A 21,330-nucleotide genomic window follows, 5' to 3' on the forward strand; every position below is an offset into this window, starting at 1 on the left:
TTGCTTCCTTGCGCATGCCGTCTCGGCATGAGCCGGTTCGTCTCTGTCTGCTTGTCTGTCTCTACGTCCTTCTTCTCCCTACAACGATTCAGGAGCCTTGAATGAAGACCCGTCACCCCACCCGTTTGACCTTGACGGCCCTGGCCGCCGCTGCAGCGCTGAGCTGCCTGGCGCAGCAGGCGCGCGCGCAGGAGGCCAGCGCCGCTGCGCCGGCCGCGAGCCGCGCTGAAGCCAAGGACAGCAAGGCGCAGGACAAGAACGAACTGCCCTTGGTGACGGTGACGGCCACGCGCGTCAGCACCGGTCTGCTGCAAACCCCGGTGGCGGTGACGGCCATCACCCAGGATAAGCTCACCCGCGAGGGCGTGACCGATGTGCGCGGACTCAGCGGCTCGGTACCCAATTTGCAGATTTCCACCGGTGCCGATTCGGGCGTGCAGATCAGCATCCGCGGCGTCAGCTCCAACAACTTCACCGAGATCGGCGACCCGGCCGTGGGCCTGCATGTGGGCGGCCTCTACTCGCCGCGGCCGCAGGGCGCCATGGCCTTGATGTTCGACCTGGAGCAGGTGGAAGTCTTGCGCGGCCCGCAGGGCACGCTGTTCGGCCGCAACTCCACAGCCGGAAGCGTCAACATCATCCCGGCCAAGCCCGAGTTTGGCGAGACCTACGGCACGGCCGAGCTCGACCTGGGCAACTACAACAAGCGCCAACTCAATCTGGTGCAGAACATCGGCCTGAGCGACACCCTGGCCTTGCGGGCCACCTTCAGCAAGGTCACGCGCGACGGCTGGATCAATCAAAGCCAGGACTTCACCGATGTTTACGACCCGGTGCATGGCCTGCAGCCCGATGGCATCCCCGATGTCGACCAGCGGCGCAACAGCAAGGTCAGCAAGAAGAACTACTACTACAACAAGAACGAGTGGGCCGGCCGCATCACGGCGCGCGCCAAGTTCAGCTCCGATCTGGAAGGCAGCCTGTCCTACGAGAAGTTCCAGAACTCCGGCGCCGGCGAGCTGGCCATGAAGGACTGCGACCAGGCCGCGGGCACGGCCTTTGCCTGCCCGGGCGGCAAATGGGATGCCAAGGTCAATGTGCCCGGCAAGATCGACATGTCCATCGACACCGTGCGCGGTGGCCTGGTCTGGAATTTGAACAAGAGTTCCACCCTGGAGTACAACTTCGCCTACGCTGACCAGCGCCGTTCCCAGCAGACCGATGACGATGCCGGTTATCACCCGCTGGCCAATCAGATCACGGCCGAGGTGCCCAACCACTCGGGCGAGGAGAGCTGGGGCATCTACCCCTTCTACGACAACTCCTCCAACACCATCGATTCCAAGTACATCTCGACGGTGCATGAGCTGCAGTTCAAGCAGAAGACCGAGACCCTGCAATACGTGCTGGGCGCCTTCTGGATGCACGAGAAGAACCAGATCAACTACGCCCAGGACATGCTGATGGGCGGCCCCTACGGCCTGCCGACCAGCGCCTACTTCGCGCAGCCGAACCGGCCGGTTGATTCCAAGGCGCTGTTTGCTCAGGCCGACTGGAAATTTGCACCGACCTGGACGGCCACGCTCGGCGGCCGCTTCAGCTGGGACAAGAAAACCGACATCGGCGGCCGCAACTACGGCTCCTACGGCGTGGCCGACGGCGCTTACTACAACGGCAAGTACGAGGCCGGCCTGCCCGGCCACGAGGGCTTTCGCCCGCACACCAGCAAAGACCTGACGGCTGAGATGGGCGCATTCGCAGGCGTGGGCGCCTATGCCGGTTACGGTGAGCCCGCGCACAACGACCACAGCGAGAGCTGGAAGAAGGTCACCTACCGCCTGGGCCTGATGAACCAGATCACGCCCAAGGACATGGTCTACACCTCGCTGGCCACCGGCTACAAAGCGGGTGGCTTCGGCGACAAGGACACCTTTTGCATGGAGCACGAGTGCATCGGACCCTACGCCGGCAAGACCACCTTCCTGCCCTACAAACCCGAGACCGTCACCAACCTAGAGTTCGGCTACAAGGGCTTGATGCTGAACAATCGTCTCAGCATCTCGGCCACCGCCTTCTACAGCAAGTACAAGGACATGCAGGTCACCGGCGATGCCTTCATGAGCAAGTTCAAGCCCGAGGCACCTTGCCCGGCTGACAACCCGGGCTGCGATCTGCACAGCACCTGGCAGACCGTCAATGTCGGCGTGGTGGACATCGCGGGCCTGGAGTTGGAGCTGGACTACAAGCCTTGGGCGGGCGCCCGCTTGGGCGGCTTCTTCTCTTACCTCAGCACCAAGATGAAGAACTACCCGAGCTTCAGCGATGCCTGGCAATGCGACTACCGCGCGCAGATGGGTGCTCCGGCCTGCCCGCCGACTTATGAAGGCAGCGACCCAGCGCTGCTCGGTCGCCCCATCTACGACATCACCGGCAACCAGCTGCCCCTGGCGCCCAAGTACAGCCTGGGCCTCAACTTCTCGCAGGACTTCAACTTCGCCGGCGGCTACAAGCTGACGCCTTGGGTTTCGCTCAAGTGGCAAGACAAGATGTACTTCACCCTGCGCAACCTGGACAATGCCCACATCTCGGATGCCCAGAAGGCGCACACCAAGGTCGATGCCTCGATCAAGCTGGTGTCACCCAAGCAATGGCATGTTGAGGCCTATGCGCTCAACCTGGGCAACACCATGACCAAGAACTCCTTGATGGCGGGTGATGGCTGGGTCAAGGGCACTTGGAACGATCCGCGCATGTATGGCGTTCGGGTGGGTATTGAATACTGAGCCGGCACAGCCGGCCTGAGGAGGAGCACCGGCATGGCCGTTCTTGAGAGCAACGAGGCGCCCGCGAGCGCCTCCTGGCCCGCGCTGCGCGGGGGCCGCATCGTCGCCATCGACATCTTCCGGGCGCTTACCGTGCTGGTGATGATCACGGTCAACACCTGGGGCGGGGTCGCCGGCCTGCCCGCCTGGATGCGCCACATGCCGGCGAATGCCGATGCCATGAGCTTTGTCGATGCGGTGTTCCCGGCCTTTCTCTTCATTGTCGGCATGTCCATTCCTTTCGCCCTGCAGCAGCGCCAGCGCCTGGGCGACAGCACCGTGCAGCTGCAACTGCAGGTGCTGCAAAGAGCGCTGGGCCTGGTCTTGATCGGGGTCTTCATGGTCAATGCGGAGGGCGGCTTTCATGCAGCGTCCATGCCGCTGCCCATCACGGCCTGGACCCTGTTGATCTACCTGGCGGCCTTTGGGGTCTGGGGCTCGCTGCGTGGTGGGCCGGCGCTGGCGCGGTCCTGGCGTTGGGCCGGGCTGGGCCTGTTTGCCCTGCTGGCCTGGCTCTACCGCGGCGGCGCCGATGGGCAGAGCGGCATGAGCCCGCAGTGGTGGGGCATTCTGGGCTTGATCGGCTGGGCCTACCTGATTGGCTGCGCGGTCTATATGCTGGCGCGTGGTCGTCTGGGCGGCGTTCTGCTCGGCTTGGTGTTCAGCGCGGCCTATGCCACGCTGCATTGGCTCGACGCTGTGCAGGCGTCACCGGGCTTGGCCCTCTTGTTCAGCCAAAACGGGCATTTCGCCCATGCGGTCCTGGTGCTCAGCGGCTGCGCCACGGCCTTGCTGTTTTATGGAACCCGGAGCCAAACGGATCGCGCGCGGCTTTGGCTCTGGGCCCTGGCTTTTGCGGTGCTGCTGGCGCTGGCAGCGGCGCTGCTGCGGCCGGAGTTCAAGGTCTCCAAGATCCTGGCCACGCCGAGCTGGGCTTTGTACAGCGCGGCGGCCTGCGTGTTGATCTTTGCGGCGCTGGCGCAGTGGGTGGACGGCTGGGGCCGCAACATGTGGCCCGCCTTGCTGGAGCCAGTGGCGGCCAACCCCTTGCTGGCTTATTTGATCCCCTTCGTCGTCGGCGCCGCCATGGGCTTGGTCGGCTGGAGCTGGCCTGAGCTGTTCAGCCGCAGCCCGGGCGGGGTGATCTTCGGCCTGGTCTATGCCTTGCTCGTGGCTGCTGCGGTTAAGTGGCTGGCCGCACGTGGCGTGCGGCTGCGCATTTGAGTGAGCAGGCGTGGTGGCGAATTCAGCGCAGCGCCTGCGGTACCGGGCGATGCACCGGGGCATGGATCAGCGCAATGCTCATCCAGACCGCGACGCTGAAGTAGGCCGACATCCAGAGCATCTCGCCCTGCCAGTCTTCCTGGCGGTGTGACACCACCCAGCGGCCGGCCACATCGATCAGGCCCTGGCTCACGCTCAGATAGGGGCGGCCGGCCAGCTCATCGGCCACCCAGCGAGCCCAGTACATGGGCACGTCCACCATGAACATGAAGGCCACGTACACCACGCCGGCCACGCACCAGGCCGCCAGCAGCGGGCGCTGGCGCGGGCTGCAGCGCGGCCAGATGGCCACCAAGCTGAGCACCAGCAGGGCGGCGCACAAGCCCCAGATCGACTCCTCCATCACATGGCCGATATTGGCCGTGGTCAGCACCGAGTACCAGGAGCAGGTTTCGGCCACCGCGATCAAGGGCACGATCCAGAAGGAGGTCAGGTGGCCGACCCGGCTGCCGGTGGCCTTGGACACCTCGCGCAACATCAGCGCCCACTGCGCCACAAAGCAGAGCTCGGCCACGGTCGCCACCGAGCGACCGATCAGCACGCTGGACATCCAGCTGTCCAGCAAGACCAGGCGGGGCACGTCATAGACCGGGACAAAGGAGCGGTAAGCGCAACCGAAGACATAGCCGGCCGAGAGCAGCAGCTGCCAGCGCCGCATCAGAAACACCTCGTCGCTGAGGGCCGCTCGCCGGCGTCGCAACAAGGCGGTGGAGAGCAGCCAGGCGAGGATGTTGAAGGCGGCGACCGTGCTCAGCAGGGTCCACCATTCGGCGACAGTCAATGTCATCATCTTGTCATGGTGGCACGCTAAAGCGATGTGGGCAAGCGCCAAACAAGCGGGCGGAGCCCTGGTTCATGGCCGCTTGACGGCTGCGCTGGCCGGCCGATGATGGCGCTTCAGTTCTTGCCCGAGCCCCGCCATGCCCGCTTCGGAAAACAATGCCGTCAGCCCGCGCGTGCAACGTCTGCACCAGATCCTGCTCTGGCCCCTGCGCCTGATGCCGATCGGCGATGCGCCCGGCGCGCCACGCCGCCCCTGGGAGCGCCTGGCCGCCGTGGCCGACAGCCCCTGGCGCGAAGTGGCCGACGAATACACCGGCGGGCCGCAGAATTTCCACGAGCGCCACTACCAGGAGTTCGTCACCTTCCTGCCCTATGTGCAGCGCTTTCTCTACGGCGAGGGTGCCGAGGGCGGAGCCGGCTCGGGCATGAAGGTGTTCCGCCGGCATGACGTCCAACAGCTGCGCGTGCAGACCCGGCCACAGGACGCGCCGCTGCTGCTGGAGGTGGTCCATGTCGACCTCTATTTCTTCTTCGATGTCGACGTGGTGCTGCTGAATGTGGAAGTCAGCAGCTCCGATCTGGCCCTGGCCCAGGCGCAAGAGCTGATGTACCGCCTGGGCCGCGCCTACCCGCCGGGCTGGGATGCGCAAGGCATGCCTCTGCACTGCCTGGCGCAAGCCGAGTGGCTGGACGCCGAGGGGCTGGTCTTGTCCAGCTCCGACAGCCGCGAGCGCGAGCGCTTCATCGAACATGTGCACCGCCACCGTGCGCCGCGTCTGGCCACGCATTGGGACTGGTTGCTGCGCCCGCTGCTCAACCATGCCAGCGAGGAGGCGCGGGCACAGCCGGGCGCGCTCAGCTACCGGCAGATCGAGTACTACCGCATGCCCATGATGGCTTACCTGGCGGTGGACGAGCCGCGCGCCTTGACGCGCAGCGACTTCGTTCGCCTGGGCCTGGTCACCGGTTCCGGCCCGGTGGCGCAGGAGGGCAGCCTGCCTTATGGCGAAGATCATCTGAGCGACTTCGAGCGGCGCTATTGCTACGACCGCTTCTGGAGCGATGGTGGTGCGGCGCCGCAGACGCGCTATCTGTGCAGCGGCCATGCCCTGGTGGTGGTGGGGCGGGCCGATGCGGAATTCTTCAGCTGTCGCGACCGCGGCGTGCTGGCCCAATTCCGGCACCAGCATTTCCTGATCTTCTTGATTGCGCATTTTCAGAAGGCGGCGCTGTTGATGTTCTCCGACCGCCTGGTCGAGGCGCTGCGCCGGCTCAATGTGCAAGACCCGGAGAATGTGCGCCGCTTCAAGCGCGCCATCCGCTCGGCCTTCGAGGGCTTTCTGCGCTTCACCCACCGCTACTGGTTCCACGATGTGGCCGAGCAGGCGCAGTCCCGCGCGCTGTTCCGCATGTGTGCCGAGCACCTGGGGCTGGATGCCTTGCATGCCGAGGTCAAGCAGCGCGTCACCGATATGAGCGCCTATCTGGAGACCGACAGCATCCGCCGCCAGGCCAACACCGTGGTGCGCCTGACCGTGGTCACCATCTTCGGCCTGGTCGGCACCATCACCACTGGCTTTCTCGGCATGAACCTGCTGGCCGAGGCCGATGCGCCCTGGACCGAGCGCCTGGGCTACTTCGCCGGCGTGCTTGCGGTGACGATGGCGCTGACGGTCTACACCATGGTCAAGTCCAAGCGCTTGTCCGATTTTCTCGATGCCTTGTCGGACGAGCGCCTCAGCGCCTGGGACAAGTTGCGGGCCTTTGCCGCGGTCTGGCGGAGTGGTCCGGGCTGAGGAAAATCGACCCGCATTTGGGCCTCGCGGACTTGGTGAATTCACCAGCCTTTATGCTCCCGCGATGAACCGAACTTCCGCCGCCCCGTTTCGTTTGCCGCCGGCCCTGCCCGCTTGGTGCTTGGTCTCGCCCGTGCTGGCCTTGTTGGGCCTCTGGGGCATCAGCCATCTGGGCCAAGAAATGGGCGGCTGGGCCATGCTGCCCCCAGCCTTGCTCTTGATGGCCGCGGTGCTGTCCGCCGTGCACCATGCCGAGGTGGTCGCGCACCGCGTGGGCGAACCGTTCGGCTCCCTGGTGCTGGCCGTGGCGGTGACCGTGATCGAGGTGGCGCTGATCGTGTCGCTGATGCTGGCCGGAGGTGAGAGCTCGAATGCGCTGGCGCGCGACACGGTGTTCTCGGCCCTGATGATTGTCTGCAACGGGGTGGTCGGCCTGTGCCTGCTGCTGGGCGGCCTGCGCCACAAGGTGCTGGCCTTCCGGGTCGAGGCGACCAGCCCGACTCTGGCCGTGCTGGTGGCCCTGGCCACCCTGACTCTGGTGCTGCCCAGCTTCACCACCAGCACGCCGGGCCCGACCTTTTCCACCGCCCAGCTGATGTTTGCCGGCTTGGTGTCCCTGGTGCTCTACGGCGCGTTCGTCTTTGTGCAGACGGTGCGGCACCGCGAGTACTTCCTGCCCATCGAAACCGAAGAGGGGGAGCAGGCGGCAGAGCGCCCCTCGGCCGGCGTGGCGGCTTGGAGCGTCGTGCTGCTGCTGGCCTGCCTGGTCGGCGTGGTGGGCCTGGCCAAGCTGTTGGCGCCGGGCATCGAGGCCGGCGTGCGCGCGGCCGGTGCGCCGCCGTCTGTGGTGGGCGTGATCGTGGCCTTGCTGGTGCTGCTGCCGGAGACCGTGGCCGCCGTGCGAGCGGCTCTGCGCAAGCGCTTGCAGACCAGCCTCAACCTGGCCCTCGGCTCGGGCGTGGCCAGCATCGGCCTGACGATCCCGGCCGTGGCCCTGCTGTCCCTGTTCTTCCCCTATCCCCTGGTGCTGGGCCTGTCCAACACCAGCATGGTGCTGTTCCTGCTGACGGTGGTGGTGGCCACTCTGACCCTGGGCAGCGGCCGCGCCACGGTGCTGCAAGGTGCCGTGCACCTGGTGCTGTTTGCGGTGTTCTGTTTCCTGGCCGTCGTGCCCTGATCGGTGGGCGCGGTGTCCGCGCTTTCCGAGTGCTTTGTGTTTTTTCTCTGATTGATGCAGCAAACCCGACTTCTTCTCGAAGGCGCCGCCGGCGCGCCCCTGCCTGACTGGGCCTTGCTGGAGCCCGGCTACCGCCTGGGCCACTACGCCCGTGGCGACGATGTGTTCAGCATCGGCCAGTGGCAGCCTTTTGTGTATGTGCTGCGCCAGGGTGTGGTCAAGCTCAGCTACAGCAATGAGGCGGGCGAGGAGTGGATCAAGTCCTTCATCGGCGAAGGCGACTTTTTCGCCTGCCCCAATGTGCTGGTGGCCGGTGGCAAGACCGACTATGCCGCCGTGGCCCTGGAGGATTGTCAGATCGAGCAGGTGGACTTTGCCGCCATGCATGCGCTGACCGAGCGCCACCCGGCCTGGCAGCGCGCCATCCGCCAGTTGCTGGCCTGGCACATCGTGCGCAAGGAGCAGCGCGAGCGCGAACTGCTGACCCTGCGCCCCGATGAGCGCTACCAGGCCTTTCTGCGCAGCCAGCCAGCCCTGGCCGAGCGGGTGCAGCAGCGCGACTTGGCCCATTACCTGGGCGTGACGCCCGAGGCCTTGAGCCGCATCCGCAAGCGTCTGAAAAGCTGAGGTTTTCTGCTGCGCCCTCGCCATGCGTCGTTGGCCCTCGCTTCAGGATCCTCACGTACAGGAAGTACGTTCCGGTCCTTCAGCTCCGGCCGCCTAGCCTGCCGAGCGCTCGCGACGAAAACCGGGCTCCGTGAACACGCGGGTTGACCCAAGTCAAAGCCCCGCCACACGACCCGGGCCGATTGATCCGGATCATTTGTCAGCCGCCTCGGCGGCGCCAAGCTACGCCCATGCCTTCACCGCTTCCCTGGCGAACGGTGAGGTTCAGCGGATTCCTGAAGGATCTGCTGCCACCCCTGATATGAAAGCGAGCTTTGCCATGACCACACCTCAATCGACCCGCCCCATTGATTCATCCTTCCGCGCCTTCCTGCTGGGCGGCGGTATCGGCTCCATGGCCGCAGCGGCCTTCATGATCCGCGACGCCGGCGTGCCCGGCGCGCAGATCCACGTCCTGGAGGCCTTGCCCTTGCTGGGCGGCAGCCTGGACGGCGCCGGCGATGCCGAGCGCGGCTACTCGCTGCGCGGCGGCCGCATGCTGACCACCGACAACTACGAGTGCACCTGGGACCTGTTCAAGTCCATCCCCTCGCTGGAACACCCGGGCCAGAGCGTGCTCGGCGAAACCCTGGATTTCAACGAGAAGTACAAGGCCCATTCGCAAGCCCGCCTGGTCAACCGACAGCGCGCCAAGGTGCCAGTCGAGTCCATGGGCTTTTCCATGCACGACCGCCTGGAGCTGCTCAAGCTCTCCAATGCCAGCGAAGAAGAGCTGGGCACCAGCACCATCACCGACTGGCTGTCGCCCGCTTTCTTCGAAACCGAGTTCTGGTTCATGTGGGCCACCACCTTTGCTTTCCAGCCCTGGCACAGTGCCGTCGAGTTCAAGCGCTATCTGCATCGCTTCATGATGGAGTTCTCGCGCATCGAAACCCTGGGCGGCGTCAAGCGCACGGTCTACAACCAGTACGACTCTTTCGTCCGGCCGCTGCAGGCCTGGCTGCGCGAGCAGGGCGTGAACTTCGTGATGGACTGCCAGGTCACCGATCTGGAACATGTCGAGACCGAGGGTCAGTTCCAGGTCACCGCGATCTGCTGCCAGCGCGCCGGCCAGGCCGAGCGCATCGAGCTGGGCCCGCAGGACCTGGTGTTTTTCCAGAACGGCTCCATGACCGATGCCTCCAGCCTGGGCTCCATGCACAGCGCGCCGCCCCAGCTGAACAAGCGCGACAGCCAGGGCTGGGCCTTGTGGGAAAAGCTGGCCCAGGGCCGGCCCGAGTTCGGCAATCCGGCGGCCTTCAACAGCAGCATCGCTGAGTCCATGTGGGAGTCCTTCACCGTCACGCTCAAGGACACGGCCTTCTTCGACAAGATGCGCGCCTTCAGCGGCAACGAGCCGGGCACCGGCGGCCTGGTGACCTTCAAGGATTCGAACTGGCTGATGTCCATCGTGCTGGCCCACCAGCCGCACTTTGCCAACCAGCCGGCCGATGTGCAGGTGTTCTGGGGTTATGCCTTGTTCCCGGATCGTGTCGGTGATTTCGTGGCCAAGCCCATGTCCGAGTGCACGGGCGAAGAGATCCTGCGCGAGCTCTGCGGTCACCTGCGCTTCGATCTCGATGCCGTAGCCCAGGCCAACTGCATCCCCTGCCGCATGCCCTACATCACCAGCATGTTCATGCCGCGCGCGCTCAGCGACCGACCGCTGCCGGTGCCCAAGAACTCGCGCAATCTGGCTTTTGTCAGCCAGTTCGTTGAGATTCCGGACGATGTGGTCTTCACCGTCGAATACTCGGTGCGTGCGGCGCAGATGGCCGTCTACCAGTTGCTGAATGTGCCGCGCACGGTGCCGCCCATCTTGCGCCACGACCATTCGCTCAAGGTGCAGCTGGACGCCTTGGTCAAGGCGCTGAAGTGAGCTGTTAGCGCTCTGGAGGCCGCTCAGGCCTCCAGCCCTTGCAGCTGCCGCGCCGAGCGTGCCATTTCTTCATGCAGCCACCTGCACAGGGTGCGCAGAGCGGGCTCGTCCTTCAGGGCGGGCGGATAGACGATGTGATAGCGGCGCTGCACTGCGCCCTCGAGTGCCGGCCCAGGCAGGCGAACCAGGCGGCCGTCCAGCAAGGCATCGGCGGACAGCAGTTCGCGCACCAGGGCCACGCCCATGCCAGCCTCGGCGGCCTGCACCAGCAGGCCTCCGTCGTTGAAGCTGGCGCTGGGCAGCACCCGGCGGGCCAGGCCGCAGCGGGCGAACCACTGCGTCCACTGCTCGGCGTCGCCCAGCAGGGGTTCATCGGCCAGTGCTGCAGGCGGCGCGCCCGTCAGGCGCTGGGCAAGCGCGGGCGCTGCCACCACGATCTGGCGCGATTCCATCATCACCTCGTTGACCAGGCCTGGCCAAGGGCCCACGCCTTGGCGCACGGCCAGGTGAAAGCCCTCCTGCTCCAGATCGATCACCCTTTGCAGGGTGAAGAGTTTGAGCACGATATGGGGGTTCGCCGCTTGCCAGCGGCCCAGGCGGGGGATCAGCCAGCGCTGCGCAAACGAAGGCGTGCAGGTGATGTTGAGGCTTTGCATGGCGCTGCCGCTGGCGGCGCTGGCCGCGCGCAGGCCCAGCTCCAGCTCGGTCCAGGCGCGCTCGAGCGCGTTCTGCAGGGCGCGGCCGGCGGCGTTCAGGCGGATGCCGCGGCCCTGGCGCTCGAACAAGGGGTAGCCCAGCTGCGCCTCCAGGGACTTGATCTGCTGGCTGACGGCGCTGTGCGTGAGGTGCAGCTGTTCGGCCGCGGCGCGCACGTTTTCGCTGCGGGCGGTGGCGCGGAAGGCGGCCAGGTATTGCAAGGGCAGGCGGGCGGCTGAAACCATCTGGAAAGTTTAACTGTCCAATCCGGCCAGAAATTCGCGCTATTCATCGGTTTGCTGAAAACCTAGGATGCCCAGCCATGGCTTCCACGGGGTTCAGGAGATGAATATGAAGGATATGAAGGTCGCCGCACGCACGCTCAAAAAGCACTCGCGCAGTCTCTTGCTGGGCCTCGTCTTGATGGCGACGCTGGGTTTTGTCTTCAGCCTGCCGAGCGGGTCGCCCAGCGAAGTGATGGGCGCGCTCAAGCCCATGCCGCCGGTGCCGGCCGCTTCCAGTTCCTTGCAGCCGCTGCGTGATCGCCGTGTACTCAGCCTTGCCGGTGCGAGCTCGGCCGCGGATGGCGGCGCCGCTGCTGCCGAATGGTCCGAGCATCAGTTTTCCACGCCCGATGGCCTGCTGGCCTACACCAGCCTGGGCCAGGGCCCGGTGCTGGTGGTGCTGCCGGGCGGGCCCGGTGGCAGCGGCCATGGTCTGAGGCCCTGGTTCCGCGTGCTGGCGCGCGAGCATACCGTGGTGCTGCTGGACAATATCGGCCGGGGCCGCTCGGCCCGCCTGACGGATGCCTCTCGCTACACCGTGGACCGCGATGCTGAAGATGTCGAACGCCTGCGCCGCCACCTCGGCGTGCGCACGCTGGCGGTCTACGGCCATTCCTACGGCGGCCTGGTGGCGCAGGCCTATGCCAGCCGCTACCCGCAGGCGGTGGACCATCTGATTCTGGGCAACACCTTGCATGGCGCGCGCAGCTGGCAGGCGCAGATCGACCACTTCGAAGCGCATCTGCAGCGCCACGAGCCCGAGCGCTGGCAGGCCTTGCAAACCCTGCGGGAGCAGGGCAGTTTGAGCGGTAGCGCCGAGGCGCAGCGCCTGCTCGGCGACGCGTTCTCGCCCTTGTACTGGGCCGACCGCGCCGCCAGCCACCCCCGGGCGGCGCCCAGCCGCGATCCGCGCGATGCCCTCAATCTGGATGTCTACCGCGCCATGCTGGGCCCCGACCCGGAGCGCCGCGTCGGCGGCACCCTGGTCGGCGTGGAATTGCTGCCGCGGCTCAAGGCGGTGACGGCGCCCACGCTGCTGCTGACCGGCCGCTACGACCCGGTGGCGCCGCCCCTGGTGATGAACGAGATGCGCGATGCCCTGGGCTCGCAGGCCCGGGCCGAGAGCGAGGTGTTCGAGCATTCCGGCCACCGGCCCTTCATTGAAGAGGGGGCGGCCTGGGCCGGACGGGTGCAGGCCTTTCTGGCGCGCTGAAGTCGGGGCCGCACAGGCGGAAGCCCTGGCCGGAACTGCCGCTACTTGCGCGGCTGGCACGCTATTGACGTGCGCGGGTCGGGGCCACCTCCTGGCCCGCAGCCTGCGCTCCCAAAGCGACAGGCGCTCAGATGCGGAACATGGCGCTACGCGGAAAGCTCAGGATGAAACGACTGCCCTGCCCGGGCGAGGACTTCGCTTGCAAATCGCCACCCAGCACCGTGGTGACGATGCGGTAAGCCACCGACAGCCCGAGCCCGGAGCCGCCACTCCCCAGCTGGGTGGTGAAGAAGGGGTCAAACACATGGGCCAACACCTGCGGGCTCATGCCGGAGCCATCGTCCGCCACCTCAAGGTGCAGCACATCGCCATGGACCTCAAGTTCAATGGCGATACGGCCGCTTGCTCGGCCCTTGAAAGCATGGGTCAAACAGTTCTGCAGCACATTGCCCAAGGCCCAGCCCAGAGGCCCTGGGTAGCTGTCGCAGCGCAGCGCCTGTGGCACTTCGATATGAACCCGCAAACCTGACAGCTCGGCCGGGACGCGCAGCGCTGCCACGCAGTCTTCCACCAAGCTCCTCAGATCAAACTCGCGCCGCTCTTCCGACGCCTGGTCAACCACCAGTTGCTTGAAGTCTGCAATCAGACCGGCCGCACGCTTCATGGACCGGGTCACCAAGGCTGAGCTATGCAGACCATCGGCCACAAAGCTGTCCAGCGCGGAGCGACGCAGTTGGCCTTCGGTCAGCGTTTGGGCGATCTGATCGAAGCGACTCTCCAGGGTCGTGCTCGCCATCAGGGCGTTGCCGATCGGCGTGTTCAGCTCATGTGACAGTCCCGCCACCATGGCGCCCAGCGACGCCAGCTTTTCCTGTTGCACCAGCAAGACCTGCGTGCGCTTCAAGGCCTGAATCGCCTCAGCGTTGGCCAAGGCAATCGCACCATAGGCACACAGCGTTCGAAAAATCGCGGTTTCCCGTTCCCCATAAGCCTGCTCGCGGACGGACTGGATGGTCATGGCCCCCAGGCAGCGCTCACCGACCGTCAGCGGCGCAAACATCATGCTCAGTGTCGGCAAGCTTCCAGGAATCAGCATCGGGCTGCTCGTGCCCGCAGCCAAGGAGCGAACGATCTCAAGCCCCTCACGCACGCATCGCACCAAATTGGACTCAGGATCATCCAGGGCGATCCGGTGAGGGCTCAAGCGCTGCCCGCATTCCTCGCGCAGCGCACTGTGCAAGAAGCAGCCTTGCTCGTCCAACAAATAGATCGAAAAGCTGGCGGCATCGAGCAGACCCTGAACATGGCGGGCCAAGGCATTGAACACCGCCTCGGCATCCAGGCTGGCGGTGATTTCCCGGCCGATCTTGCCCAAATCTTCCAGGGTTGCATTGGCGCCCAGCAAGGCGTCGGCTCGGTGCGCCTCAGCCAATGCGCGTTCGGCTTGGGCCTGGGCGAGCTGCTTCAAATGCTCCGCTTCCAAGCGCGCCCGCTCCATCTCGTGGCGGATCTGCACGGCCATGGCGCGGTTGCCGGCCTCCCTGGACTGGATGCGTTCACGCGAGAGCCCCGCCTGCAGCGCCAGTTGATAGGCCTGCTCCAACTGACCGAGGCGAGCGCATTCGCTGGCGGCATCTTCCAGCAAGGCATGGGGCACAACATAGCCCTCCAGTTGCGCCGCCAGTCCCAAGGCTTGCTGGAGATAGTGCAGGGCGGGGCTGGGCGCATGGTTTTGCTCAGAAACCGGTATCGCTAGGTCCAGCTGACCCTGCAAGCCGGCGACCACCTGCAAAAGCTCGATCTGCTCGATACGGTAGCCCCATGCATGACAGAGACTGAGTGCCTCCTGGGCGTGGGCGAGCGCCTGGTCCGGGCTGCCCAGCTGCTTTTTCACAAGCGCCAAGCCACGCAAGACATCAATCAAGCGGTCTTGTGCCGACATGGCCCGACACATCGCTTCGGCCTGCCTGAACCAATCCAAGGCTTGCGCCGGCTCGGCCAGGGCCAGGGCGATATCGCCCAGCTCAATGAGGGCGATCAGATAATTGCGCGAAGCCTTGACTGGCTGCAAGGCCTGGAGCGCATCCAGCAAATGCGCCTGGGCAGCGGCCGGCTGGCCCAGATGGCGCAAAGCCTCGCCGGTTCGTTGCAGCATGCTGCCTGTCAAGACATCCAGGCCAGCTGTGCGGGCAATCTCCAGCCCGCGTTCGGACCACTCGAGCGCCAAGGCCGGGTTGTTCAATTGCAGGAACGCAAAGCTCATGCTGGCCGCGGCCATGACGGCTTGTTTGATCTGACCGGTCTGAAGTGCGCTCGAACAAGCCAACTGGAAATGCCAAGTGGCTTGCCGATGCTGGCTCGCCAATCCGGCCAACAAGGCAATGCCGGCATGCAGCCAGGCTGCCGCTGCCGGATCGAGCGCCAGCCCCTCCTCCAAACCGCAAGTGGCCAGCAGGGCCTGGGCCGCCGATGCGTCGAGATAGGCCTGCACATAAATGCTGCGGGCCAGGCCCATCTGTCGACGTTGTCCATCGTCGCTGGCGGCGTAGGCCTCGCAGGCGCATTGCATGTCTTGCAAGGCCTGCTGCGGCGCGCCGCAGTCATTGCTGAGAAAAGCCGACAGCCAATACGCATCTCCGCGTCCCGCTGGGTCCTGCAGGCGCTCGAACTCGGCCAAGGCTTCGCGCAGCAGCTGCCGGGCTTGTTCCAGATGGCCAAGCAACCAGGCGCCTTCGGCTCGTATCAGCTGCAGTCGTGCTTGGTGGCGCTGCCATTCGCTGCCCGCACAAGCGACCGTGATGAACAAGCGTTCCGCCTGTTCAGCCAACTGCAATGCACGTCTGACATCGCGTTGGCGAAGCTGCCAAGCCAGGGCCAACATCAAGGCGGGAACCGCTTCGGGAGATGCGGCAGCAAGCCTGGACTCCAGGCGCGCAAGATCCTCTGAATTGGCAAAGAATTGCATTTCGTCACGACGTTCTCTGCAGACGCCGGAGTCTACAAGGCTGCCCAGCGTCGGGCCGCCTTCGTTCATCCATTTCGGAACCCACGAGAGGGCATGGCCGCGGCCGGAGGAGCGTTCAAGGGAGCGGCCGTCCGCGCCCTCAACGGCGGGCTCCGCGTCCGCATTCCGGCTGGTGTTGCTCCTGGGCGCCAAGTAAGTCTGCGAGAGCGCGAGAGGTGCTGACGCTGTGTTCAGCGCTGAAGCGCAGCCAAGGCCTGCACCGCGGCGACGATTTCGGCCGGCGTCAGCGCGGCAAAGCCAAGCAACCAGCCGTCCTGACGCGCAGGACCCCGATAGAGTGCGCTGAGGCTGGGCGTCAGCAGGCCGGCGCTGGTGGCGCGCCGAGTCCACAGCGATTCTTCCTTGGGTGGCAGCAGGGCAGCGATCTGCAGGCCGCCCGGGCTGGGCTGGGGCCGCAGCCAGTCGCCGACGCGGGCCTGCAGCTCGTTCATCAAGACCTCTCGTCGCTGGCGGTAGAGCTGGCGCATCAGACGCAGATGCGCGGCGAAATGGCCCTGGGCGATGAAGTCAGCGGTGACCGCTTGGGACAGCAGGGCGCTGTGCCCGTCCTGGATGCTGCGCGCCGTGCACAGCGGCGCCACCAGCTCCGTCGGCAGCACCAGATAGGCCAGGCGCAGCGAAGGGAACAAGGCTTTGGAAAAGGTGCCGAGGTACAGCACCCGGCCCGGCTCCTGCTCGGGCTGCAGGCCTTGCAGCGCGGGCATGGGCCGGCCTTCGTAGTGGAACTCGCTGTCGTAGTCGTCCTCGATCAGCCAGCTGCCCTCGCGCCGCGCCAACTCCAGCAAGGCCTGGCGCCGGGCCAGGCTCAGGGCCACGCCGCTGGGGTATTGGTGCGAGGGCGTCAGGAATATCAGGCGCGGGGCTGGCACTGCATCCCCCGCAGGTGGGCACAGGCCCTGCGCATCCACCGGCACCGGCCGCAGCCGCGCGCCCGCAGCGGCAAAGGCGGTGGCGGCGCCGCGGTAGCCGGGCTCTTCCATCCAGACGCTGTCGCCTTCATCCAGCAGCATGCTGGCCAGCAGCTGCAAAGCCTGCTGCGAGCTGGTCAGCACCAGCACTTGCTCTGCGCTGCAGCGCAGGCCGCGCGCCTGGCGCAGATAGCCGGCAATCGCTTCGCGCAGGCAGGCCAGGCCTTGGGGATCGCCATAGCCCAGCAGCTCGCGCCCGCCCGCGTCGCTGAGCCGGCGCTTGATCAGCTGGCGCCAGAGCGGCAGGGGAAAGGCGCGCAGATCGGGGCTGCCGGCGGCAAAAGGCAGGGGGTGACGCGGGTCTTCACAGGCGCCGCCGCTGGCGATGCGTTGGCCGCGCAGAGAGAGCGGGGGCGGGCGGCTGGGCTGCGGTTGCGGCCTGGCCCCTGCGCGGGGGCTGTTAGCGGGAGCCTGAGTCATGGCGAAGGCGACAAAGCTGCCCTGGCCGATGTGGCGGCTCAGATAGCCCTCGGCCTCCAGCTGGCCGTAGGCCGCCTCCACTGTCACGCGAGACAAGCCCAGATCGGCCGCCAGCATACGGCTCGAAGGCAGGCGCTCGCCCTGCTGCAGATCGCCTTCGCGCATGGCCTGACGCAGGCTGGCGCAGAGCTGCTCGCGCCGGCCCAGGCCTGCGGCTGCGCCGCGCTCGAACCACTGCAGCCAGAGGCGGGATGGAGGCATGGGTCTTATTGAATTGAGGAAATTGGCCTCAATGCTAAGGCCAATGCGGCGCACAGTGGCCCTGCCGTGTGGCTCAGCCCCGGCTTGCCACCTTGTTGTTCATTTCGCAAAGGAAGTTTCCTGTGATTGCTGTATCTGTAGAATCGAGCTTGTCCCTGGTTTTGGCCCACCCCGCCCCCAGCCCCGCTGAGAGCGCTGCCTTCATGGCCGCCAAGCTGCGCTTCCATGCCGATGCCTGGGATGTGGCCGAGGACTTGAGCGCCGGCATAGCCGCCCTGGTCGTTATTGACACCCGCTCTGAGGCGCTTTACGCCGCCGGCCATGTGCCGGGTGCGCTGAGCCTGCCGCACCGGTTGATGGACGCTGCCGGCACCGCCGGCCTGGACCGCAGCAAGACCTATGTGACCTACTGCGATGGCATCGGCTGCAATGGCTCCACCAAGGGCGCGCTCAAGCTGGCCTTGCTGGGCTTCCAGGTCAAGGAGATGCTGGGAGGGCTGGACTTCTGGAAGCGCGACGGCCACCCCGTGGCCCAGGGCAGCGAGCCCGGCAGCATGCGCGGCCATGCCTTGATCGCTTGTGCGTGCTGAGGCCTCGCTGGACCCAGCGTCGCTGACTGTGCGCCGGGCCGCGCCAGGCGATGCCGAGGCTCTGGTCCGCCTGGGCGAGGCGCACGCCGCCTTTGAAGGCCTGGCCCTGCCGGATGGCCGTGAAGCACGGCGACGCCGTCTGGAGCTTGCCTTGTTGCAGCAGCGCGTGCAGGCTTGGCTGGTGTGCGGCCCGCAGGCCCTGTCCCTGTCCCGGGCTCATGGCTATGCCAGCCTGACGCTGGACTTTTCCACTTTGGCCGCCGAGCCCTATGCCCATCTCGACTGCCTCTACTTGCAGCCGGCGCTGCGCGGCCAGGGCTGGGGTCAGGTCTTGCTGCAGCTCGCCAGCGGCCATGCCCGCGCCCAGGGCTGCCGTGAGCTGCAGTGGCAAACGCCGGAGTGGAACGAGGCTGCGGCGCGTTTCTACCGCCGGCAGGGTGCGCAGGAACGGATCAAGCGCCGCTTCATCCTGGCGCTACCGGATTGAATCCGCCGGCGTCTGGCTTCAGGGCGTGGTGGCGCCGAGTTGCAGGCCTTGCGCGTCAATGCGGATCTGCTCGGCCGGCAGCTTCAAGGCTGCCTCCAGGCTGGCGCGTGCGGCGGCGCGGTAGTTCTGCTCGGCCGCCGGCTGGGGCTGTTTGAGAAAAGCCAGCCGGGCCACGGCCATGAACATGCCTTGCATGGCGCTTTGCTCATAGAGCTTGCGCTTGGCGGCGCCGCTCTTGGCGCTGAAGCCGGGGTTGCGGGGCAGGGTCTCGCGCAGCTGAGCGGCCAGGCGGACAAAGCTGGCGTCGGGCACCTCGACCTGGTGCATGGCCATGTAGTTGCCGGCGATGAAGGCGGCCAAGGCATTGGCCACATCGTTCTCCGGCAGGCCCAGCTTTCGCTCGAGCTGGCGGTAGCCTTCGAAGGCTTGGCTGTAGGCCTGAGCCAGGGCTTCGCGCTGTGCCGGCAGCACTTGGGCGGCCAGCTCTCGCGCATGGGCTTGCACCTGGGGCGGCTCGGTCGCCAGCGTGATGCTGGACGTGTGGTTGCTATTGCTGCGTGGAGTCGGTTTGTTGCTGCTGCTGGCTGAGCTGCCTGAAAAGGGAATGGCCGAGGAGCCAGGGAACAAGGGGAAGATCAGCCCTTGGTAGAGCGGTGGCGGTGGCGGCGGGATGTCGAAGGCCCAGGTTGACTGCAGCAGGCTGCACAGCAGCAAGCCTGCCAGCGTGCGCCGGCCGAAACGCAATGCCCGGAATGAGGAATTCAACTTCATCGGATCCGCTCCTTGGCGGCCGCGGGCCGCCGTTTGAAACATGGGCCGCAGTCTAGAGGTCGGCGCAGCGTCACGAGGCCGGCGGCCTAACGACTTTGTTACCGGACATCTCCAGCCTTGAGGACACTGCGGTCGCAGAGTCCGCGCCTTCTGCGCATCTCCCGCGCGCTGTTGGTTCTGGTGCACAGCTGTGGCGTCGGGATGACAGTCGCGCAGCGCCGCCGCACAATGGTTGAAACGCCTGACCTTGTTTCCCGCCCCGATGGATCGACGTGCTCTCTTGCTCAGCCTGGCCCTGCCGGCCGTCGCGCCGCGGCGTGTGGCGGCCACGCCTCGGACGATCAGCTACCCGGTGTTCGGCGGGCTGGAGGACCCGTTCCGGGTCTACTGCATCGAGGTCCTGAAGCTCGCGATCGAGCACTGCGGGGTCCCGTACGCCTTGCAGGCGGTGCCGCAACCGGTCGGCCAAGGCCGGGCCATCCGGCAGCTCAGCGCCGGCGAGGGGCCGCTGCAGCTGATTTGGAGCATGACCAGCAAATCCCGGGAGCGCGAGCTTCTGCCGCTGCGCATCCCGCTCGACCGCGGTTTGATGGGCTGGCGCCTGCTGCTGGTTCGAAAGAGTGATCAGCAGCGTTTCGCGCGCATCCACAGCCTGGCCGAGCTGGCCCCGTTGACCGCGGGCCAGATGTACGACTGGCCTGACACCGAGATCCTGCGTGCCAACGGCCTCCAGGTCGGCACGGCCAGCGCTTACGAGAGCTTGTTCGCGATGCTGCAGCGTGGTCGCACCGACTATTTCCCGCGTTCGGCTCTGGAGATTGAAGACGATCTGGTTCGCTATGGCGCTAAGCACGAGTTGGCCATTGCGCCGGGCCTGCTGCTGCGCTACCCGACGGCCTTCTATTTCTTTGTCAGCCCAAGGGAGCCGCGCCTGGCCGAGGATCTGGGCCGTGGGCTAGAGCGCCTGGTCAGTGACGGCGGCATGCGGGCGCTGTTCCTGCAGCATATGCAGCCACTACTCAAGCAGCTGGGTTTGAACCGGCGCCAGGTGCTGGCCCTGCGCAACCCCTTGCTGCCGGAGGCCACCCCGCTGCGGCGCAGCGAACTCTGGGAAGAGCCAGGGCGCTGGGGCAGCTGAGGCGTGGCGCACGGCGCCTACACTGCCGGCCGTGAAGCCCGCTCTGTTCCCTGCTCTTGTCCTGCTGCTGTTGGCCTTGCCCGCCGCGGCGCCGCTGTGGGCGCAGCCCCTTGTCACCGCGCCTCCCTTGCTGACTCTGGAACAGCTGCCGCGCCCCAGCGGCCCGCCGCCGGACCGGGCCCTGGTGGTGCCGTCCCAGGTCTTGCGCTGGCGTGATGAGGCCAAGGCCTTGGAGCATGGGGTCAATGGCGTGCCACGCGACCCGGCGGCCGCCGCCGCGCTCTACTGCCGTGCTTCTCGCTACGGCGACGCTGAGTCGCAGTACAGCTTGGCCTGGATGCTCAGCCATGACCGCGGCATCGCCCGCAACGACGCCGAAGCGGCCCATTTGTTTGCCGCCGCCGCCGAGCAAGGCATCGCCCAGGCCGAGCGCATGCTGGCCGCCATGGGCGGCACGCCCATGGGCGAACCGCCGCCTTGCCTGCGCCCGCCCGAGGCCGATGTGCTGCCGCCCAAGCCGGTGATGGCGGCTCAGAAACCTGGCGCAAAAGGGCAAGCACTGGCCCGCTCGCAAGACTGGCCCGCGATGCCGCCGCCGGCGCAGGCCCCGGCGGCCATCGTCGACTTCGTCCAGCAAGTGGCGCCCGAGTACCGCCTGGCACCGGCCTTGGTGCTGGCCGTGATGGCCACCGAGTCGAATTTCGATCCGGCTGCCTTGTCGCCCAAGAACGCTCAAGGGCTGATGCAGCTGATGCCCGACACCGCCCGCCGCTTCAAGGTCAGCCGCCTGACCGACCCGACGCAGAACATCCGTGGCGGCATGGCCTATCTGCGTTGGCTGCTGGCCTACTTTGAGGGCGATGTCGCCCTGGCCTTGGCCGGCTACAACGCCGGTGAGCGGGCGGTGGAGCGCTACCGCGGCGTGCCGCCGTACGCGGAGACTCGGGCTTATGTGCGCCGGATATTGACAGCGGTGCATGGGCAGCGAAACCACCCTTTCGATGCCGCGGTGACGCCACCCTCGCCGGTGCTGGATTTCTGGCGCCCTGTGGCGCCACGAAGGCCCTGAA

Annotated in this window: 16 protein-coding genes; 11 read left to right on the forward strand and 5 right to left on the reverse strand. The window is 66.4% G+C overall.

Going from position 1 to position 21,330, the window contains the following annotated elements:
• Positions 1 to 101: 101 nt before the first annotated feature.
• Together LNV28_RS13580 and LNV28_RS13585 are read left to right on the forward strand one after the other, a co-directional pair.
• A complete protein-coding gene (locus LNV28_RS13580; RefSeq protein WP_263519148.1) occupies positions 102 to 2,783 on the forward strand; it encodes a TonB-dependent receptor in 2,682 nt (893 codons plus the stop codon).
• Positions 2,784 to 2,816: 33 nt separating this feature from the next.
• A complete protein-coding gene (locus LNV28_RS13585) occupies positions 2,817 to 4,046 on the forward strand; it encodes a DUF5009 domain-containing protein (protein ID WP_263519147.1) in 1,230 nt (409 codons plus the stop codon).
• Positions 4,047 to 4,068: 22 nt separating this feature from the next.
• Here LNV28_RS13585 and LNV28_RS13590 read toward each other — a convergent pair whose 3' ends face one another.
• Complete coding sequence (locus LNV28_RS13590) at positions 4,069 to 4,896, reverse strand: hypothetical protein (protein ID WP_263519146.1); 828 nt, start codon at positions 4,894 to 4,896, stop codon at positions 4,069 to 4,071.
• A 130-nt stretch (positions 4,897 to 5,026) separates the two neighbouring features.
• Here LNV28_RS13590 and LNV28_RS13595 point away from each other — a divergent pair, with 130 nt between their 5' ends.
• The 4 genes from LNV28_RS13595 to LNV28_RS13610 all read left to right on the forward strand — a co-directional run bounded on the left by LNV28_RS13595 (position 5,027) and on the right by LNV28_RS13610 (position 10,407).
• Entirely contained in the window at positions 5,027 to 6,685 is a 1,659-nt protein-coding gene (locus LNV28_RS13595; RefSeq protein WP_263519145.1) for a magnesium transporter CorA family protein, read from the forward strand.
• A gap of 64 nt (positions 6,686 to 6,749) precedes the next feature.
• A complete protein-coding gene (locus LNV28_RS13600; RefSeq protein WP_263519144.1) occupies positions 6,750 to 7,862 on the forward strand; it encodes a calcium:cation antiporter in 1,113 nt (370 codons plus the stop codon).
• Between the two features lie 54 nt (positions 7,863 to 7,916).
• Entirely contained in the window at positions 7,917 to 8,489 is a 573-nt protein-coding gene (locus LNV28_RS13605) for a Crp/Fnr family transcriptional regulator (protein ID WP_263519143.1), read from the forward strand.
• A gap of 319 nt (positions 8,490 to 8,808) precedes the next feature.
• Positions 8,809 to 10,407 carry an oleate hydratase gene (locus tag LNV28_RS13610; RefSeq protein WP_263519142.1) on the forward strand — a complete coding sequence of 533 codons (1,599 nt, stop codon included), beginning with the start codon at positions 8,809 to 8,811 and terminating at the stop codon, positions 10,405 to 10,407.
• 23 nt (positions 10,408 to 10,430) lie between these two features.
• Here LNV28_RS13610 and LNV28_RS13615 read toward each other — a convergent pair whose 3' ends face one another.
• A complete protein-coding gene (locus tag LNV28_RS13615; protein WP_263519141.1) occupies positions 10,431 to 11,348 on the reverse strand; it encodes a LysR substrate-binding domain-containing protein in 918 nt (305 codons plus the stop codon).
• Between the two features lie 106 nt (positions 11,349 to 11,454).
• Between LNV28_RS13615 and LNV28_RS13620 the strand changes: the two genes are divergently transcribed.
• Complete coding sequence (locus LNV28_RS13620) at positions 11,455 to 12,600, forward strand: alpha/beta fold hydrolase (RefSeq protein WP_263519140.1); 1,146 nt, start codon at positions 11,455 to 11,457, stop codon at positions 12,598 to 12,600.
• A 127-nt stretch (positions 12,601 to 12,727) separates the two neighbouring features.
• Here the strand turns inward: LNV28_RS13620 and LNV28_RS13625 are convergent, their stop codons facing one another.
• Entirely contained in the window at positions 12,728 to 15,481 is a 2,754-nt protein-coding gene (locus tag LNV28_RS13625; protein WP_263519181.1) for an ATP-binding protein, read from the reverse strand.
• A gap of 314 nt (positions 15,482 to 15,795) precedes the next feature.
• Positions 15,796 to 17,274, reverse strand: a complete 1,479-nt coding sequence (gene pdxR / locus LNV28_RS13630; protein ID WP_263519139.1) for a MocR-like pyridoxine biosynthesis transcription factor PdxR — start codon at positions 17,272 to 17,274, stop codon at positions 15,796 to 15,798.
• A 203-nt stretch (positions 17,275 to 17,477) separates the two neighbouring features.
• On the opposite strand from pdxR, the gene LNV28_RS13635 reads away from it, so the two are divergent.
• The gene (locus LNV28_RS13635) at positions 17,478 to 17,864 is read left to right on the forward strand and encodes a rhodanese-like domain-containing protein (protein WP_263519138.1); all 387 of its coding nucleotides are present in this window, start codon (positions 17,478 to 17,480) and stop codon (positions 17,862 to 17,864) included.
• A complete protein-coding gene (locus tag LNV28_RS13640) occupies positions 17,854 to 18,351 on the forward strand; it encodes a GNAT family N-acetyltransferase (RefSeq protein WP_263519137.1) in 498 nt (165 codons plus the stop codon). The genes LNV28_RS13635 and LNV28_RS13640 overlap by 11 nt, the downstream gene beginning before the upstream one ends.
• 18 nt (positions 18,352 to 18,369) lie before the next feature.
• Here the strand turns inward: LNV28_RS13640 and LNV28_RS13645 are convergent, their stop codons facing one another.
• Positions 18,370 to 19,122, reverse strand: a complete 753-nt coding sequence (locus tag LNV28_RS13645) for a DUF6683 family protein (protein ID WP_263519136.1) — start codon at positions 19,120 to 19,122, stop codon at positions 18,370 to 18,372.
• A 262-nt stretch (positions 19,123 to 19,384) separates the two neighbouring features.
• Here LNV28_RS13645 and LNV28_RS13650 point away from each other — a divergent pair, with 262 nt between their 5' ends.
• The gene (locus LNV28_RS13650; RefSeq protein ID WP_263519135.1) at positions 19,385 to 20,260 is read left to right on the forward strand and encodes a substrate-binding periplasmic protein; all 876 of its coding nucleotides are present in this window, start codon (positions 19,385 to 19,387) and stop codon (positions 20,258 to 20,260) included.
• Between the two features lie 31 nt (positions 20,261 to 20,291).
• On the forward strand, positions 20,292 to 21,329 hold the full coding sequence (locus LNV28_RS13655; protein WP_263519134.1) for a transglycosylase SLT domain-containing protein: 1,038 nt from the start codon (positions 20,292 to 20,294) through the stop codon (positions 21,327 to 21,329).
• Position 21,330: the final 1 nt, after the last annotated feature.

The sequence above is a fragment of the Paucibacter sp. DJ2R-2 genome (assembly GCF_025717675.1).
Classification (GTDB): domain Bacteria; phylum Pseudomonadota; class Gammaproteobacteria; order Burkholderiales; family Burkholderiaceae_C; genus Paucibacter_A.